13 protein-coding genes are annotated in these 16989 nt (G+C 67.5%); 5 read left to right on the top strand and 8 right to left on the bottom strand.

Features of this window, described 5'->3' with window-relative positions; all coding sequences use genetic code 11:
* The first annotated feature begins 22 nt into the window (after positions 1–22).
* The 3 genes from H3H36_RS18260 to H3H36_RS18250 are packed head-to-tail and all read left to right on the top strand — an operon-like array spanning position 23 to position 5825.
* Complete coding sequence (locus tag H3H36_RS18260) at positions 23–1339, top strand: TolC family protein (RefSeq protein WP_182219528.1); 1317 nt, start codon at positions 23–25, stop codon at positions 1337–1339.
* The gene (locus H3H36_RS18255) at positions 1336–2688 is read left to right on the top strand and encodes an efflux RND transporter periplasmic adaptor subunit (protein ID WP_182219527.1); all 1353 of its coding nucleotides are present in this window, start codon (positions 1336–1338) and stop codon (positions 2686–2688) included. Before H3H36_RS18260 ends, H3H36_RS18255 begins: the two co-directional genes overlap by 4 nt.
* The gene (locus H3H36_RS18250; protein WP_182219526.1) at positions 2685–5825 is read left to right on the top strand and encodes an efflux RND transporter permease subunit; all 3141 of its coding nucleotides are present in this window, start codon (positions 2685–2687) and stop codon (positions 5823–5825) included. Before H3H36_RS18255 ends, H3H36_RS18250 begins: the two co-directional genes overlap by 4 nt.
* 73 nt (positions 5826–5898) lie before the next feature.
* Here the strand turns inward: H3H36_RS18250 and H3H36_RS18245 are convergent, their stop codons facing one another.
* The 3 genes from H3H36_RS18245 to H3H36_RS18235 all read right to left on the bottom strand — a co-directional run bounded on the left by H3H36_RS18245 (position 5899) and on the right by H3H36_RS18235 (position 8606).
* Positions 5899–6384, bottom strand: a complete 486-nt coding sequence (locus H3H36_RS18245) for a cache domain-containing protein (protein WP_182219525.1) — start codon at positions 6382–6384, stop codon at positions 5899–5901.
* Between the two features lie 238 nt (positions 6385–6622).
* Entirely contained in the window at positions 6623–7852 is a 1230-nt protein-coding gene (locus tag H3H36_RS18240; protein WP_182219524.1) for an acyl-CoA dehydrogenase family protein, read from the bottom strand.
* A gap of 16 nt (positions 7853–7868) precedes the next feature.
* Complete coding sequence (locus tag H3H36_RS18235; RefSeq protein WP_182219523.1) at positions 7869–8606, bottom strand: histidine phosphatase family protein; 738 nt, start codon at positions 8604–8606, stop codon at positions 7869–7871.
* Between the two features lie 93 nt (positions 8607–8699).
* On the opposite strand from H3H36_RS18235, the gene H3H36_RS18230 reads away from it, so the two are divergent.
* Positions 8700–9614 (top strand): LysR family transcriptional regulator, encoded by a 915-nt coding sequence (locus tag H3H36_RS18230; protein ID WP_182219522.1) that lies wholly within the window; start codon positions 8700–8702, stop codon positions 9612–9614.
* A 104-nt stretch (positions 9615–9718) separates the two neighbouring features.
* On the opposite strand, the gene H3H36_RS18225 is transcribed toward H3H36_RS18230, so the two are convergent.
* From H3H36_RS18225 to H3H36_RS18205, 5 genes are all read right to left on the bottom strand, one after another.
* Entirely contained in the window at positions 9719–10435 is a 717-nt protein-coding gene (locus H3H36_RS18225; RefSeq protein WP_229219970.1) for a PqiC family protein, read from the bottom strand.
* A complete protein-coding gene (locus tag H3H36_RS18220; protein WP_229219969.1) occupies positions 10432–12057 on the bottom strand; it encodes a PqiB family protein in 1626 nt (541 codons plus the stop codon). Before H3H36_RS18220 ends, H3H36_RS18225 begins: the two co-directional genes overlap by 4 nt.
* Positions 12038–13309, bottom strand: coding sequence for a paraquat-inducible protein A (locus H3H36_RS18215; protein WP_311196654.1), 1272 nt, complete (start codon positions 13307–13309; stop codon positions 12038–12040). Before H3H36_RS18215 ends, H3H36_RS18220 begins: the two co-directional genes overlap by 20 nt.
* A gap of 93 nt (positions 13310–13402) precedes the next feature.
* Entirely contained in the window at positions 13403–14635 is a 1233-nt protein-coding gene (locus tag H3H36_RS18210; protein ID WP_182219519.1) for a M20/M25/M40 family metallo-hydrolase, read from the bottom strand.
* 31 nt (positions 14636–14666) lie between these two features.
* A complete protein-coding gene (locus H3H36_RS18205) occupies positions 14667–15884 on the bottom strand; it encodes a urate hydroxylase PuuD (protein ID WP_182219518.1) in 1218 nt (405 codons plus the stop codon).
* 109 nt (positions 15885–15993) lie between these two features.
* Here H3H36_RS18205 and H3H36_RS18200 point away from each other — a divergent pair, with 109 nt between their 5' ends.
* On the top strand, positions 15994–16929 hold the full coding sequence (locus H3H36_RS18200) for a LysR family transcriptional regulator (RefSeq protein ID WP_182219517.1): 936 nt from the start codon (positions 15994–15996) through the stop codon (positions 16927–16929).
* Positions 16930–16989: the final 60 nt, after the last annotated feature.

The raw sequence follows: 16989 nt of genomic DNA, 5'->3' as shown, positions 1-16989 counted from the left end.
TCTTTCACCAGAAGGGGTTTTCATGTCCACACTTTACATACCGTTCGCCGACGCGGATCGTCCGCGCCATGGCGGGCTGCGACTGGCGCTGCTCGCCGCGCTGTGCTGCGCCTCGACGCTCGCCTTCGGCCAGGCCGCCAACCTGACGCTCGATGAAGCGCTGCGCCTGGCCTCGCGGGCATCGGCCGCGAGCCGCGCCGCGCAAGCTTCCGTGCAGGCCAGTACCGAGGCGGCCGCCCGGGCCGGCCAGTTGCCCGACCCGATGCTCAAGCTGGGCATCGACAATGTGCCGCTCAGCGGCCCCGATCAATTCAGCACCACGGCCGATTTCATGACCATGCGTAAGCTCGGCATCGAGCAGCAGTGGGTCTCGGCCGACAAGCGGGCCGCGCGCCAGTTGCGCGCCAGCCGCGCCGTGGAAGCGGAGCAAGGCGCCCAGCTCGACACCGTGGCCAAAGTGCGCGCGGAGGCCGGCAAGGCCTGGCTGTCGATGCTGTACGCCCAGCGCGGCCTGCGCCTGGTGCGGCAACTGGAACAGGAGACGGACGCCGACCTGCGCGCCGTGCGCGCCAGCCACCGCGGCGCCCAGGCCACGGCGGCCGACGTGCTGCAAGCGCAACTGGAACAGGCCCAGGCCAGCGACGATACGCGCCGCGCGGAACTGGCGCTGCAGGCGGCGCGCATCACCCTCGCGCGCTGGACCGGCGTGCGGGCCGATGCCGTCGCCGACGCAGCGCCGCAATGGTCCACGCACAGCGCCACCACGACCGAAGCGGCGCTCGAACGGCGCCACCCCACCGCCATCGCGGCCCAACGCGCGCTGGCCCTGGCCGATGCCGACGCGGCGCTTTCCGTGCGCGAGCGCAGTCCCGACTGGACCTTCGAGGCGGGCTTCAGCCAGCGCGGCAGCCAGTACGCCAACATGTTCTCGTTCGGCGTGAGCATCCCGCTTACCGTCAATCGCGGCCAGCGGCAAGACCGCGAGGTGGCCGAAAAATCGGCCATGGCCACGCGGGCCCGCCTGCTGCGCGACGACGCCCTGCTCGAACTGCGGGCCCAGCGCGACACCATGGCGCTGGAGCTGGACAACACCCGGCAGCGCATCGCCCAATACGACGCGGACCTGCTGCCGCTGGCGCGTGAACAGGTCGAACTGGCCACAGCCGCCTACCGTTCCGGCGCCGGCTCGCTGTCGGCCATCTTCAAGGCCCGCCGCACGCTGCTGGAGAAGCAATTGCAGCGCAACGACCTGGAAAAGCAGGCCGCACTGGCCTGGGCCCGGCTCGAACTGGATCTCATCCCAACCGACATGGCGCAAGCCGCAGGGGACGCACAATGAACAAGCCATCCACACCCACCATCCTGATCCTGGCGCTGGCGGCGGCGGGCCTGTCCTACGGCGGCTACCTGCTCGGCGCGCGCGCTGGCGCAGCGGGAGCGCACGCCTCGCCGGCGCCGGCGCCAAAAACCGCCGCGCCCAAGGCGGCCCCTTCCAGCGGCGACAAGATCGACCCGGCCACCGGACGCCGCGTGCTGTACTGGCACGATCCGATGAACCCCGGCCAGCGTTTCGACAAACCCGGCAAGAGCCCGTTCATGGACATGGAACTGGTTCCCGTGTTCGCGGACGAAAACGCCAGCGCAAGCACAAGTGCCGGCGCCGCCGCCACCGGGGATGCAGGTAACGACGATGGCGCCGGCCTGCGCATCAGCCCCGCCTTGCGCCAGAACCTGGGCATACGCTACGCGACCGTGCGCCACGCCGAGGTGCGCGACACCTTATCCCTGGTGGGCACCACCCAGTTCAACGACAGCACGACGGCCGTGGTGCAAAGCCGCGTGACGGGCTACATCGAACACCTGCACGCGCGCGCGCCCATGCAGGCCGTGCGCCGTGGCCAGCCCATCGCCACGCTGTTCGTGCCCGAATGGCTGGCGCCGCAGGAGGAATACCTGGAGCTGCGCCGCAGCGGCAACGAGGCGCTGGCCGACGCCGCGCGCCAGCGCATGCGCGTCCTGTCCATTCCCGATGCGCTGGTGGCCGAGGCGGAACGCAGCGGCAAGGCGCAGCGGGGCTACACGCTGACGGCGCCCGTATCGGGCATCGTCACGGAACTGGGCGCGCGCGAAAGCGCCATGGCCAGCCCCGGCATGACGATCGCAAAGATTTCGGCCATTGACAAAATCTGGCTGCTGGCGGAAGTGCCCGAATCGCTGGTACCCGGTGTGAGCACCGGCATGACGGTCCACGCCTCGTTCGCCGGCATGCCGCAGCGCAGCTACACGGGCCGCGTGCGCGAACTGCTGCCGTCCGTGAATCCGGCCAGCCGCACCGTGCAGGCGCGCCTGGAACTGGACAACCGTGACGGCGCCCTCGTTCCCGGCATGCTGATGCAGGTGCGGCTGGAAGGCGCCAGCGCCGCGCACCGGCTGCTGGTGCCAACGGAAGCCATCATCACCTCCGGCAAGCATGCCGTGGTGCTGGTGGCCGACGAACAGCACGGCATCCGTCCGGTCGCCGTCACCCCCGGCCGCGAGTATGGCGACGACACGGAAATCATCAGCGGCCTGGAAGCGGGCCAGCAGGTGGTGGCCTCGGGCCAGTTCCTGATCGACTCGGAAGCGAACCTGCGTGCAATCTTGCCCAAGTTCGGGGACAGCGCGCCGGCCAAGGGAGGCGTGCAATGATCGCCCGCGTCATCCGGCAGGCCATCGCGCATCGCGTGTGGGTGCTGCTGGCCGCCGCGCTGCTGGCTGCGTGGGGCCTGGTGTCGCTGCGCCAGACGTCGCTGGACGCCCTGCCCGACCTGTCGGACACGCAGGTCATCGTGCGGGCCCAGTATCCGGGCCAGGCGCCGCAACTGGTGGAGGACCAGGTGACCTATCCGCTGACGACGGCCCTGCTGTCCGTCCCCGGCGCCAGGACCGTGCGCGGTTACTCGTTCTTCGGCGACGCCTTCGTCTACGTGCTGTTCGACGACGCCACCGACCAGTACTGGGCCCGTTCGCGCGTGGCCGAGTACATCAACCAGGTGCAAAGCCGCCTGCCCGCTGGCGTGCGCGCCGAGCTGGGGCCGGACGGTACGGGCGTAGGCTGGGTCTACGAATACGCGCTGGTGGACCGCGGCGGCCATCACGACCTGGGCCAGCTGCGCGCCCTGAACGACTGGTTCCTCAAGTTCGAACTCAAGACGGTGCCCAACGTGGCCGAAGTGGCCAGCATCGGCGGCATGGTGCGCCAGTACCAGATCGTGCTGGACCCGGACCGCCTGCGCGCCTTCGGCATGTCACAGGCCAAGGTGCTGGACGCCATCAGCAAGGCGAACCAGGAATCGGGCGGCTCGGTGCTGGAGCTGGCCGAGACGGAGTACATGGTGCGCTCGCACGGCTACCTGCGCTCGCTGGAAGACTTTCGCAACATCGTGCTCGACGCCGGCGACAGCGGCACGCCCGTGCTGCTGCGCGACGTGGCCAGCGTGCGCCTGGGCCCGGAGATGCGGCGCGGGATCGCGGAACTGAACGGCGAAGGCGAAGTGGCCGGCGGCGTGGTCGTCATGCGCTCCGGGAAGAACGCGCTCGATACCATCACCGCCGTCAAGGCCAAACTGGCGACGCTCAAGGCCTCGCTGCCGGCTGGCGTGGAAGTGGTGACCACCTACGACCGCTCGAAGCTGATCGCCGCTTCCGTAGCCAACCTGCGCGACAAGCTGGTGGTGGAATTCATCGTGGTCGCCATCGTGTGCGCGCTGTTCCTGTTCCACCTGCGCAGCGCCGCCGTGGCCATCATCGCGCTGCCGCTGGGCGTGCTGACGGCGTTCATCGTGATGCGCTACCAGGGCGTGAACGCCAACATCATGTCGCTGGGCGGCATCGCCATCGCCGTGGGCGCGGCCACTGACGCGGCGCTGGTGCTGATCGAGAACGCCCACAAGCACCTGGAAGCGTGGCAGCACGCGCATCCGGGCGAGACCATCAACGCGGCCCGGCGCTGGGAGCTCATCACGCAAGCGGCGATCGAGGTGGGGCCGGCGCTGTTCTTCTCGCTGCTGATCGTGGCGCTGTCCTTCATTCCCGTGTTCGGGCTGGAGGCGCAGGAAGGCAAGCTGTTCGCGCCGCTGGCCTACACCAAGACCTACACGCTGGCGGCGGCGGCCGGACTGGCCATCACGCTGGTGCCGGTGCTGATGGGCTATCTGATCCGGGGCCGCATCCCCAGCGAGGCGGCCAATCCCGTCAACCGCCTGCTGGTGCGCCTGTACCGGCCGATGCTCGACGCCAGCCTCAGTCATCCGCGCGCCACCATCGCCGTGGCGCTGGCGGCGCTGGCGCTGACGGCCATTCCCCTGTCGCGCCTGGGCGGCGAGTTCCTGCCGCCGCTGAACGAGGGCGACCTGCTGTACATGCCGTCCGCCCTGCCCGGCCTGTCGGCGGCCAAGGCCGGCGAACTGCTGCAGCAGACGGACCGGCTGATCAAGACCGTGCCGGAAGTGGCCACCGTGTTCGGCAAGGCCGGCCGCGCCGAATCGGCCACCGACCCGGCGCCGATGGAGATGTTCGAGACCACCATCCAGTTCAAGCCACGCGACCAGTGGCGGCCCGGCATGACGCCGGCCAGGCTGGTGGAGGAACTGGACCGCGTGGTCAAGGTGCCCGGCCTGTCGAACGTGTGGGTGCCGCCCATCCGCAACCGCATCGACATGCTCTCGACGGGCATCAAGACGCCGGTGGGCATCAAGGTCACTGGGCCGGACCTGAACCGGATCGACGCCATCGCCACCGAGATCGAGGCGGCCGTCAGGCAGGTGCCGGGCGTGACGTCGGCGCTGGCCGAACGGCTGCGCGGCGGGCGCTACATCGACGTGACGGTGGACCGGGCCCGCGCCGCGCGCTATGGGCTGGCCGTGGCGGACGTACAGTCCGTCGTGACAACGGCCATCGGCGGCGAGAACGTGGGCGAAGTGGTGGACGGGCGCCAGCGCTTCCCCATCAACGTGCGCTATCCGCAGGACTACCGCGACTCGCTGCAATCGCTGCGCGCGCTGCCCGTGGTCACGCCGCGCGGCGCCCAGATCCTGCTGGGCGACGTGGCCACGCTGGCCTTCAACGACGGCCCGCCCATGATCCGCAGCGAGAACGCCCGCCTGTCGGGCTGGGTGTATGTGGACGTGCGCGGCGTGGACCTGGCCGGCGCCGTGCGCACCATGCAGGCGCGCGTGGCGCGCGAGGTGGCGCTGCCGGCACGTTACGCCATCGGCTGGTCCGGCCAGTTCGAATACCTGGAACGGGCCGAGGCCAGGCTGCGCGCCGTGGTGCCGCTGACGCTGGCGGTGATCTTCCTGCTGCTGTACTTCGCGTTCCGGCGCGTGAGCGAGGCGGCCCTGCTGATGCTGACCGTGCCGTTCGCGCTGGTGGGCGGGTTCTGGTTCGTGTGGGCGCTGGGGCATGCCGTGTCGGTCGCCACGGCCGTGGGCTTCATCGCGCTGGCCGGGCTGGCGGCCGAGTTCGGGGTGGTGATGCTGATCTACCTGCGCAACGCGCTCGACGCGCGGCTGGCGCAGGGGCGGCCGCTGTCACGCGAACTGATACTGGAGGCGATCCGGGAAGGCGCCGTGCAGCGGGTGCGGCCCAAAGCCATGACGGTGGCCGTGATCCTGGCCGGCCTGCTGCCCATCATGTCCGGCAGTGGGGCCGGCTCGGAGGTGATGCAGCGCATCGCCGCGCCCATGGTGGGCGGCATGGTGACGGCGCCGCTGCTGTCGCTGTTCGTGATTCCCGCCGCGTGGCGGCTGCTGCAGGAATGGCGGCTGCGGCGGGCGGCCGCATAACCACCAGGAGCAGCGGGGGTCAGTTCCGGCAATCGGCCAAAATGGCACGATGCCGGACCTGACCCCGCCGTTATCAAGGCTTGTAGATGCCGGTGCCGAGGCAGAAGTCGTCCACCTTGACGACATAGCTTTGCTTGGCTTCCACCGTGTTGGTGACGGGGTTGGGCCACTTGTAGTTGACCCAGCCCTTGCCTTCCTTGCTGTTGCAGGTCTTGAAGATTTCGCGGATCAGGTAGACGCCATCCGCGTCGCGCATTTCGGACAAGTCCTTGCCCACAATCTTGGGGTTTTTGCCATGTACCAGTTGACCGGCCGTCACTTGCTTGGCGTTGAACATGAACAGATACAGGTCGCCCTTCTTGTTGATGTCGCTGGTCGAGTTGAACGGGCTGGTGAGCGTGTTGAATTCGGCGATCGACTTCTCGGGACCGTTCTTCTTCAGGTAATCGATGGCCTTGTTGACCAGCGCCACCGCGTCCTCGGCGTTGCTGCGCTCCACCGCCAGCGCCGGCAGCTGCCAGGCCGTAGCCAGCAGCACTCCCACCATCCACTTGTTCATGTCGTTCTCCCAGTTTTGCCGTTAGCGGCTATCGTTATGAAATCATGCTGGAAGCATACACCAGTCGCGTCAACGCCCAGGCAGCAATTCCGTCATGTCCGTCACTGACAGGTGCGTTCGATTTTCCGTCAAACAATAGACATTTCCGTAACTTACGAAAAAAATTCCGGCTGGCGGGGATCCGCGGGCCCCCAGCCGGCCTCGCGGCGCGGCGCCTGGCCCGCGCCGCCGCTGGGCCTTACCGCGGCGTCGGTTCGCGGTAGCGCTTCAGTTCCATCTTGCCGATCTGGGCCCGGTGCACCTCGTCCGGGCCGTCGGCCAGGCGCAGCGAGCGCGCGCCCGCGTAGGCCGGCGCCAGGAAGGGATCGGCCATGCCGCCGCCGCCGTGCACCTGGATCGCCCAGTCGATCACCTGGCAGGCCATGTTGGGCGCGGCCACCTTGATCATGGCGATCTCCTTGGCCGCCACCTTGTTACCGACCGTGTCCATCAGGTGCGCCGCGTTGAGCACCAGGAAGCGGGCCTGGTCGATCAGGATGCGGGCCTCGGCGATGCGCTCCAGCGTCACGCCCTGCTGCGCCAGCGGCTTGCCGAAGGCGACCCGGCTCACGCTGCGGCGGCACATGTGTTCCAGCGCCCGTTCGGCCAGGCCGATCAAGCGCATGCAGTGGTGGATGCGGCCCGGTCCCAGGCGGCCCTGGGCGATCTCGAAGCCGCGGCCCTCCCCCAGCAGCAGATTGGCGGCCGGCACGCGCACGTTCTCGAACACGATCTCGCTGTGGCCGTGCGGCGCGTCGTCGAAGCCGAACACGGGCAGCTGGCGCACGAAGGTCACGCCGGGCGTCTCGCGCGGCACGATGATCATCGATTGCTGCTTGTGGCGGTCCGGATTGTGGGGATCGGTCTTGCCCATGAAGATGAACACCTGGCAGCGCGGATCGCCACCGCCGGACGACCACCACTTGCGGCCGTTGATCACGTAGTCGTCGCCGTCACGCACGATGCTGCTTTCGATGTTGGTGGCGTCGGACGAGGCCACGGCCGGTTCCGTCATGGCGAAGCAGGAGCGGATGCGGCCATCGAGCAGGGGCTTGAGCCATTGCTCCTGCTGGGCCGGCGTGCCGTAGCGGGCCAGCACCTCCATGTTGCCCGTGTCGGGCGCGGAGCAGTTGAACACTTCGGCCGACCAGATCACGCGGCCCATGATCTCGCACAGGGGCGCGTATTCCAGGTTGGTCAGGCCGGCGCCCAGCTCGGACTCGGGCAAGAACAGGTTCCACAGGCCGGCCGCGCGCGCCTGCTCCTTGAGCTCCTCGATCACGCGGGTGGGGATCCACGCATTGCCGGCGGCGCGGTTGGCTTCCACCTCGGCGTGGTAGCGGGATTCGGCCGGATACACGTGTTCGTCCATGAAGGCCGTCAGGCGGGCCTGGAGCTGCTGTACTTTGGGGCTGTATGCGAAGTCCATGGGATTGGGTTCCTGGTTAGATGTAGGTGATGGCGCCAGCTTCGCCCAGCCATTCCAGATGGGCGTAGTTGTTCAGGGAGCTCAGGCTGATCTGGCCCGGCGTGTGGCGCAGCCGCGTGACGGCGCCATTGGCCAGGCTCCAGTTGAGCGTGACGACCTGCTGGTCAGGCAGGCCAAGCAGATGCTGGGTCAGGGCCGCGATCACGCCGCCCGAGGTGAACACGATGCTGGCCTGCGACGGCGCGTTGTCGCCGGCCGCGCCCTGGGCCGCGTCGGCCTGGGCCGCCACGCGCTCGAGCGCAGCCACGCAGCGCTGGCGGAACTGGGGCCAGCTTTCCACGTAATCGTCTTCATGCGCGCCGCTCATCCAGCGCTGCATGGCTTGTTCAAACAGGTTGCGGAACGCCAGTTGCGGCTGCGGCGACTGGGCCAGCAAACGCTTGAACGCTTCCGTGTCGCCGAATTCGGGGCAGTGGCGTTGCAGCACCTGGAGGTGGTCGAATTCCGCGAAGTCCGTGTCGGTGCGCCATTCCGTGTCGTGCAGCAGGGCCTTGGGCAGCTCGGCCAGGCAGGTGTCGGCGCTCTGGCGGTGGCGCTGCATGCCCCCCATGACGACGCGGTGGAAGCCCTGGCGCGTGTTGGCGAACCATTGGCCCAGCAAGCGCACCTGCTCGAATCCCAATTCGGACAGCTGGTCGTAATTGGCGCTGCCGAATGACGCCTGGCCGTGGCGCACCAGATAAATAGTTCCCATTTCGCTCACTCGTTCGTTGCAGATGAAGACACAGCTTACCGCCGCGCCTATAATTCATCAAATGAATAGTATTAATCGTCCTGTATAAATATCATGCATATATCGCGTGTCGACCTCAATCTGTTCATCGTGTTCGAAGCCATCTATGCGGAAGGCAGCCTGACGCGCGCCAGCCTGAAGATGAACCTCACCCAGCCCGCCATCAGCCACGCGCTGGGCCGGCTGCGCCAGCTGTTCGACGATCCCCTGTTCGAGCGCCAGGGCCACGTGATGGTGCCCACGCCGCTGGCGCGCACCATCATCGATCCCGTGCGGCAGGCGCTGCGCGGCTTCGAGGTGACGCTGAACGGGGTGGAGCGCTTCGACCCGGCCAGCAGCGAGCGCACCTTCTCGGTGGCGCTGCGCGACGTGCTGGAGGCCAGCGTGCTGCCGCCGCTGATGGCGGAGCTGGCGCACAGCGCGCCGTCGGTGGGCTTGAACGCGCTGCAGGTGGGACGGCGCGAACTGGAGAGCGAACTGGCGGCCGGCACGCTGGACGCGGCCATCGACATTTTGCTGCCCCTGACACCGGACGTGCGCCACTCCCGGCTGGTGCGCGACAAGACGGTGGTGCTGGTGCGGCGCGAGCATCCGCTGGTGCAGGGCGGCATGCTGGACATGGACACTTATTTGCAACTGGAGCACATCATGGCCAGCTCGCGCCGACGCGGGCCGGGGCTGGAGGATTTCGAGTTGAGCCGCATGGGGCTGCAGCGCAAGATACGTCTGCGCTGCCAGCACTACTTCTCGGCCTGCCGCGTGGTGAGCCAGACGGACCTGGCGCTGACCATCCCGGAACGGCTGGCGCAGGTGGTGAACCAGCAGTTCGACAACCAGATCCTGCCCTTCCCGCTGACCATGCCGTCGCTGGACATCTACCTGTACTGGCACGCCAACGTCGACAACGACCCGGCCAGCATATGGCTGCGCGAGCGGCTGATGGCGGTGACGGCCATGCTGCCGCATTAATCAAGAACCAAACCGGGGACGGAAAATTGGGGACGGACCCTGATTTTCACTAGGTGAAAATCGGGGTCCGTCCCCAATTTTCCGTCCCCGATTTTCCCCGATCTTCAGCAGCCGGCGCCGCCGCTGGCCAGGCGCCGCACGGCCGCGCCGATGGCATCGGCCAGCCGGCCGACGGCGCGCCGGTGGCCTGCCACCAGCGCGTCGTAGCCAGGGGCGACCTGCTCTTTCAGTTCGCTGCGGCAGGTCAGCACCTTGGGGCTGCCGGCCAGGCGCACGCTCCACACCACGTCCAGCAGCGCGTACTGGCCCGGCGCCGATTCGAAACGCTGCACGCTGGTGCTGATGCGGTAGATGGCCGCATGTTCGGGCGTGGGCGTGCGGAACACGTCGATCGCGCCCAGCCGCGCCGTCAATGCCAGCGACAGGGCTTGCCCAAGTTCCGCTCCCAGTGGCGCGGCCCAGCGTTCCTGTTCCAGCAGGTCGATGCGACCGGCGCCGGACGTCACCACCAGCTGGCTGCGCGCCACTTGCGGCGGCACGCTTGGCGCCAGCACTTCGATGAAGTAGGGCGCGGCGGTGCTGGCAGCGCCGGTCGCGTTGGCGGCAGTGGCGCCGCTTGCGGGTACGGTGGCCGCCAGCGGCAAGACCGGCAAGGCGCTGCTCAAGCTGTAAAAGTGTTCGGGCGGCGGGCTGGTGCAGCCGGCCAGCGCCACCGTCAACGCCATCGTCAACGCGACCGGCGACGCCAGCGGAGCGGCACGCTTGCGCACGCAAGATGGCGGCGCTGCCATGAAGCGGCGTACGGGGGACGTGGACGTCATTTTCGTTCTCCTTGTTTGCCGCGTATGAGCGCCTCGGGATGGCGCTCCAGGTAGTCCGACAGCGCGTTCAGCGATTGCAGCGTTTGCGTCAGCTGCTGCAACGCTTCGCGCAGATCGGACTGCACCGGCGAGTCCTTTTGCAGCAGCACTTCGGCCGTGCCGAAGGTCTGGCGGGCCGCGCCCAGGGTCTGCTTCATTTCCGGCATCAGCTGCGCGTCGACCTGCTTGAACAGGGTGTCGGCGCTCTTGAGCGTGTCGCGCAGGTTGGCGCCGATTTCCGCGAACGGGACCTGGTCGAGCTTGTGGGCGATGCTGGCGATCTGGGTCTGCAATTCATCGAGGCTGTTGGGCACCGTGGGCATCACCATCGGGTACTGGCTCACATCGAGCTTCACGTCGGGCGCTTTGGGGAAGAAGTCCAGCGCCACGTACAACTGGCCGGTCAGGAGGTTCCCCGTGCGCAGCTGGGCGCGCAGGCCACGGCTGACCATGCGCTCGAGCACGGCCTGGCCCGCGTTGCGGTCCGGGTCGGCCGCCATCGCCTGCTGGAAGCGCTTGCCCAGCCGCTCGGGATACATGTCCACCGTGACGGGCATGCGGAAGCTCTTCTTGGCCGGGTCATATTCGACGCCGACGGAACGCACCTCACCGAGCACGATGCCGCGGAAGTCCACCGCCGCCCCCGGCGACAGGCCGCGCAGCGACTGGTCGAAATACAGCACGGTGGTGATCGGCATGCCATCCGGTTCGCGCATGGCGCTGGCCTGATCGGACGCCAGCAGGAAGCTGGTGCCGGTGGGCGCGGACGCTTCCGGCTTCTGGCCGCTGATCGACTCGAACGCCAGCCCGCCCACCAGCAGCGCCGTCAGCGACTGGGTGTTGAGCTTGAAGCCGTTCGAGTCCAGCCGCACGTCCACGCCGCTGGCGTGCCACCAGCGCGTGTTGACGCCCACGTAGCGGTCATAGGGCGCGTTGACGAACACGGTCACGCTCACGCCGCGCCCCTTGTCGTCCAGATCGAAGCCGATCACCTGCCCGACCTGGATGCGGCGGTAGAACACGGGTGAACCGACGTCGATCGAGCCGAGGCTTTCGCCGTGCAGCGTGAACTGGCGGCCCTTCTGGTCGCCTGTCACCTGCGGTACCCGTTCCAGTCCCGTGAATTCGTTGCGGGTGACGGCCGACTTGCCCGCGTCCACGCCAATGTAGGCGCCCGACAGCAGCGTGCCCAGGCCCGACACGCCGCTCGCGCCCACGCGCGGGCGCACCACCCAGAAGCGCGTGTCCTCGGCCGTGAAACGTCTGGCTTCCTTGCTCATGTCGATCGTCACCAGCACTTTCGACAGATCGGGCGACAGCGAAATGGCGCGCACCAGGCCGATGTCGACGTCCTTGTATTTGACCTTGGTCTTGCCCGGTTCCAGCCCGTCGCCGGTGCGGAAGCTGACCACCACGGTGGGGCCCTGCTCCAGTATCGCCTTGACCACCAGCGTGGCGCCAATCAGCGCGGCCAGCAGCGGCACCAGCCACACCAGCGAGGGCAGCCAGCGGCTGGCCTTTTCCACCACGGGCGCCGGCAGGTGGAGGTGACCATTCTCGGCGTCAGGGCCGGTTTCTTCCATCGTTTTCTCCATTGGCGCCAAGATGATCCCAGATCAGGCGCGGGTCGAACTGCATCGATGCCAGCATGGTCAGCACCACCACCGCGCAAAAGGCCAGTGCGCCGGGGCCGGCCGTGATCACGGCCAGCGTCTGGAAGCGCACCAGCGCCACCGTCAGCGTGATGACGAAGACATCGAGCATGGACCAGCGGCCCACCAGCTCCACCAGCCGGTACAGCACGGTGCGCTGCGAGGGCCGCCAGCGCGAGCGGCGCTGCGCCGTCCACGCCAGCAGCGACAGCGCGGCCAGCTTCAGCACCGGCACCACGATGCTGGCGATGAAGATGATGGCCGCCAGCGCGGGCGAGCCGCTATGCCAGAAGTAGATCACGCCGCTGATGATGGTGTCGTCTTCCTTGCCGAACAGCGAGTGGGTGACCATCACGGGCAGCAGGTTGGCCGGGATGTAGAGGATGGCGGCGGCCAGGAGCAGCGCCCAGGTGCGGGCCACGCTGTCGGGCCGGCGCCGGTGCAGGACGGCGCCGCAGCGCGCACAACGTTGACGTTGATGCCGGCCCCGGTCCTCGGCCACCAGGCCACAGGCGTGGCAGGTCAGCGTGGGCGCGCGGCCGGCCAGCACGGGCGCGGGCAGCGCGGCCCCGCGCGCGCGGGCCTGCTCGTCGGTCAGCTGCCACAGGATGCGCGGGTCGAATGCGGTGACGATGGCCAGCATCAGCGTGAGCGCGCCGAACGCGAACAGGCCGGGCTGGGGCTCCACCTGCGCCAGGCTGGTCATCTTGACGACGGTGATCAGGATGCCGATCATCAGCACTTCCGTCATGCCCCAGTGGTGGGCGGCGCGCACCACGCGCAGCAGCGGATGCAGGCCCGGCGGATGCAGGCCGGCGCGCAGGCTCAGTGTGACGTACAGCAGGCTGCCCAGCTCCACGGCCGGCAGCAGCACGGTGCACAGGAAGACTATGGACGCCACCACCTGCATGTTCTCGTTCCACAGCACGTGGATGGCGCCCAGCAGCGTGGCGCTGGAGCGCAGGCCGTTCACGTCCAGCGCGACGATGGGGAACAGTTGGGCGATCAGGAAGGTGAACACGGCGCCCAGCACCAGGGCCGCCATGCGGTTGGCGTCGGAAGCGATGCCGCGATAGAGGACGCAACGGCAGCGCACGCAGCGCGCCTTCTGGCGCGGCGCGAGCGGGTGGCGGCGGTGCAGCTTGCCGCAGTCATGACAGCTGATCAGGTCGTATCTATGCACGGTCACGCTCAGGCTGGGTCCAGCCTGCATGATACGACAAGCGGCCGCACCGTGGCGCGGTGCGAGGCGCAGCCGCGCGGCCGCCCTGCCGGCTTACGCGGCCAGGAAGTCGAACAGCGTCATGGCCACCACCTTGGTCGCCTTGCGCAAGTCTTCCAGCAGCAGCCGCTCGTCCGCCTTCTTGGCGTTCGACTCGGGCACGGTGCGCGGGCCGGCGCCGTACAGCACGGCCGGGATGCCCTGCTCGCCGTACAGGCGCGCGTCCGCATACAGGGGCGTGCCCTGGGCCGGAATGTCTTCGCCGATCACGGTTTTGGCATTGCGCTGAATGTTGGCCACCAGCTTCTCGCCCCCGGGCAGCGGGCGCAGCGCGTGCGACAGCAACAGGCGCTTGATCTCGATGCGGATGCCAGGCTCGCCGCGCACGGCGTCCTCGATCAGCGCGCGCACCTGCGCCTCCACTTGCACCGGGTCTTCTTCCGGGATCATGCGGCGGTCCATCTTCATCACCACTTTACCGGGCACCACGTTGGTGTTGGTGCCGCCGTCGATGCGGCCCACGAGCATGGTGGGCGAGTCGATACCGGGCACTTTCGATTTGATCTTCTTCAGCTCCGGCAGCTGGCCGTAGATGGCGTTGAGGATCCTGGTGGCTGCCTGCAGCGCGTCGTGGCCCGTCTCGGGCATGGCGCCGTGGCCGGACTTGCCGTGCACGCTGATCTCCAGCTGCAGGCAGGCGTTGTGCGCGGTGACGATGTTGTAGCTGAAGCCGGCCGCGATCACGAAGTCAGGCTTGGTCAGCTTCTGCTGCAGCAGCCAGCCCGGTCCCAGCAGGCCGCCGAATTCCTCGTCATAGGTAAAGTGCAGTTCCAGCCCGCCCTTGAGCGGCACGCCCAGCGCTTCAAGCGCGCGCACGGCGAAGATGTAGGTGGCGAAGTCGCACTTGGAGACGGCGGCCGCGCGGCCGTAGATGTAGCCGTTGTCGATCACGCCGCCGTAGGGTGGATAAGTCCAGTTGTCGCCCGGCGGTACCACGTCGCCGTGTGCGTTCAGGGCCACCGTCGGGCCGCCCGGCTGGTACGGACGGCGCACGATCAGGTTGGTGATCGTCTCCATGCCGTAGTCGTGCACCACGTCGCTGGGCACGGCGTACTTTTCCGCCTGCCAGCCATAGGCCTTGACCAGTTCCGCCACCATGTCCGCATGGGGCGCGTTGTTGCCGGGCGGGGTGTCGGTGGGCACGCGCAGCACTTGCTGCAGCACGCCCACTTCCTCGTCGAAATGGGCATCGATCCACGCCGCCAGTTGTTCCTTTTGAGTGCTCATCCCGCTGTTCTCCGTATTGGTGGTGGCGCGCTTATTTGGCGCCCGATTCGTACCAGGCCGCGATGGTGGCCCGTTCCGCATCCGTCATATTGGTCAGGTTCCCGATCGGCATGGCCTTGAGCTGGACAGCCTGCTTGTAGATTTTCTCCGCGCTCTGGCGGATCTGCTGGTCGGTGTCGAGCACCATGCCCAGCGGCGCCGTGGCGAAACCGGGCTGGGTGGGATGGGCCGAATGGCAGCTCACGCAGCGCTGGCCGATGACGGCCTTGACGTTGTTGAAGGCGGCCGCCGGATCGGCCGCCGGCGCCACCGCCACCGGCTTGGGCGGCGCGATGGCCACGGCTACGGCCAGCAGCAGGGCCACGCCGGCCACGGGATAGCGCCACTCGACGCGGCCCTTGTGGCGCAGGTTGAAGAAGTGGCGGATCAACACGCCGGCCGCCATGATGAAGGCCAGCACCAGCCAGGCATGCTCGTTCCGGTAGGTCATCGCGTAGTGGTTGCTGATCATGATGAACAGCACCGGCAGCGTGAAGTAGTTGTTGTGGACGCTGCGCTGCTTGGCCTTCTGGCCATGCTTGGGATCGGGCAGGCCGCCGGCCTGCATGGCCTCGACCATCTTGCGCTGGCCGGGAATGATCAGCATCAGCACGTTGCCAACCATGATGGTGCCGATCAGCGCGCCCACGTGGATGTAGGCGGCGCGCCCGCTCAGCACATGGGTCAGGCCATAGGCCGCGGCGACGATCAGCACGAAGATCACGATCCCGAACGGCAGCTCGCGCTGGCCCAGCGGCGAGCGGCACAGCAGGTCGTACACGGTCCAGCCGGCGACCAGCGTGCCGATGCCGATGCCGACCGCCTGCCAGCTGCCGATGTCGGCCACCTGCTTGTCGATCATCATGGCCTGGGCGTTGAAATAATAGGCGATGGTGAGCAGCGCGATACCCGACAGCCAGGTGGTGTAAGCCTCCCATTTGAACCAGTGCAGTTCCTTGGGCAGTTCGGCCGGCGCCACCAGGTATTTTTGGGGGTTGTAGAACCCGCCGCCATGGACGGCCCACAGTTCGCCGGACACGCCTTTCCTGGCAAGCTCGGAGCCCGGCGCGGGCGGGCGGATCGAATTATCGAGCCACACGAAATAGAACGAGGCACCGATCCAGGCGATGCCGGTGATGATGTGCAGCCAGCGCACGATCAGGTTGAGCCACTCGAGGCCATACGGGATCAGATAGGCAAATGCGTCCATGCGTTCCTAGGGTAAGAGAAGTGGCGAATTTACAGAAGATAGTCGTATTTGGTTCCGGCAACATGAAGATTAGAGTATATTTAACATATCGTCTAACATATATCGCACCATGCCCGCCCTGCCGCAACACCTGGACCTGCACCTGATCCGCATTCTCTATCTGCTGCTGGTGGAGAAGAACGTGTCGCGCGTGGCACTCAAGCTCAATCAACCGCAACCTTCGATTTCCGCCTCGCTGCGCAAGCTGCGCGAACTGACGGGCGATCCATTGCTGGTGCGCGGCGCGCGCGGCATGGTGCCCACCCAGCATGGCGAAAGCCTGCTGGCGCCGGCCAAGCGCATCCTCGACGAGACGGAGAACCTGTTCGTCAAGAAGACGCCGTTCGTGCCGCAGGAGGAAGCGCGCGTGTTCCACATCGCCGCGCCCGATTACCTGGACAGCCAGTTCCTGCCCAACGTGGTGGCCCTGCTGCGACGCGGTTCGCCCCTCAGCCGCATCAAGATCCACAGCCTGGGGCCGGGTTCCGACTATGTCCGCCTGCTGTCCGATGGCGACATGGACCTCGTGATCGCCAACTGGGACGAACCGCCCGAGCACCTGCACATGTCCAAGCTGTTCGAGGATCCCATCATCTGCACCATGCGGGCCGATTGTCCCTACGCCATGCGCACCGGCAGCGAGGACATGACGCTGTCCGATTACCTGAGCCTGCCCCACGTGCGGCCCACGCAGATGCTGCCCGGCTACCACGGCGTGGTGGACTCCTACCTGGAAGCGCAAGGCATGCAGCGCAACGTAATGGTGGAATCGGCCTACTTCGGCCTGATCCCCTACATGCTGACCCAGACCGACCTGGTGCTGACCACGGGCCGCCAGTTCGTGCGCTATTACGAGCGCAACCTGCCGCTCAAGACGTTCACGGTGCCCGTCAAGTTCCCGGCCATGCGCTTCTACCAGTTGTGGCACGAGCGCGTGCACCAGGCGCCCGAACACAAATGGCTGCGCGACCAGGTCAGCGCGGCGGCCCGCACGCTGCAGAAGTAAGCGGCGCTCATCCTCGGTGGCATATACCGGCCACGCGATTCACATAAAATTTGTGATGGC

It is taken from the genome of Rugamonas fusca, assembly GCF_014042365.1.
GTDB lineage: Bacteria > Pseudomonadota > Gammaproteobacteria > Burkholderiales > Burkholderiaceae_D > Rugamonas > Rugamonas fusca.
The sequence above is the reverse complement of the archived record's forward strand: the minus strand, read 5'-3'. Positions and strand labels throughout refer to the sequence as shown.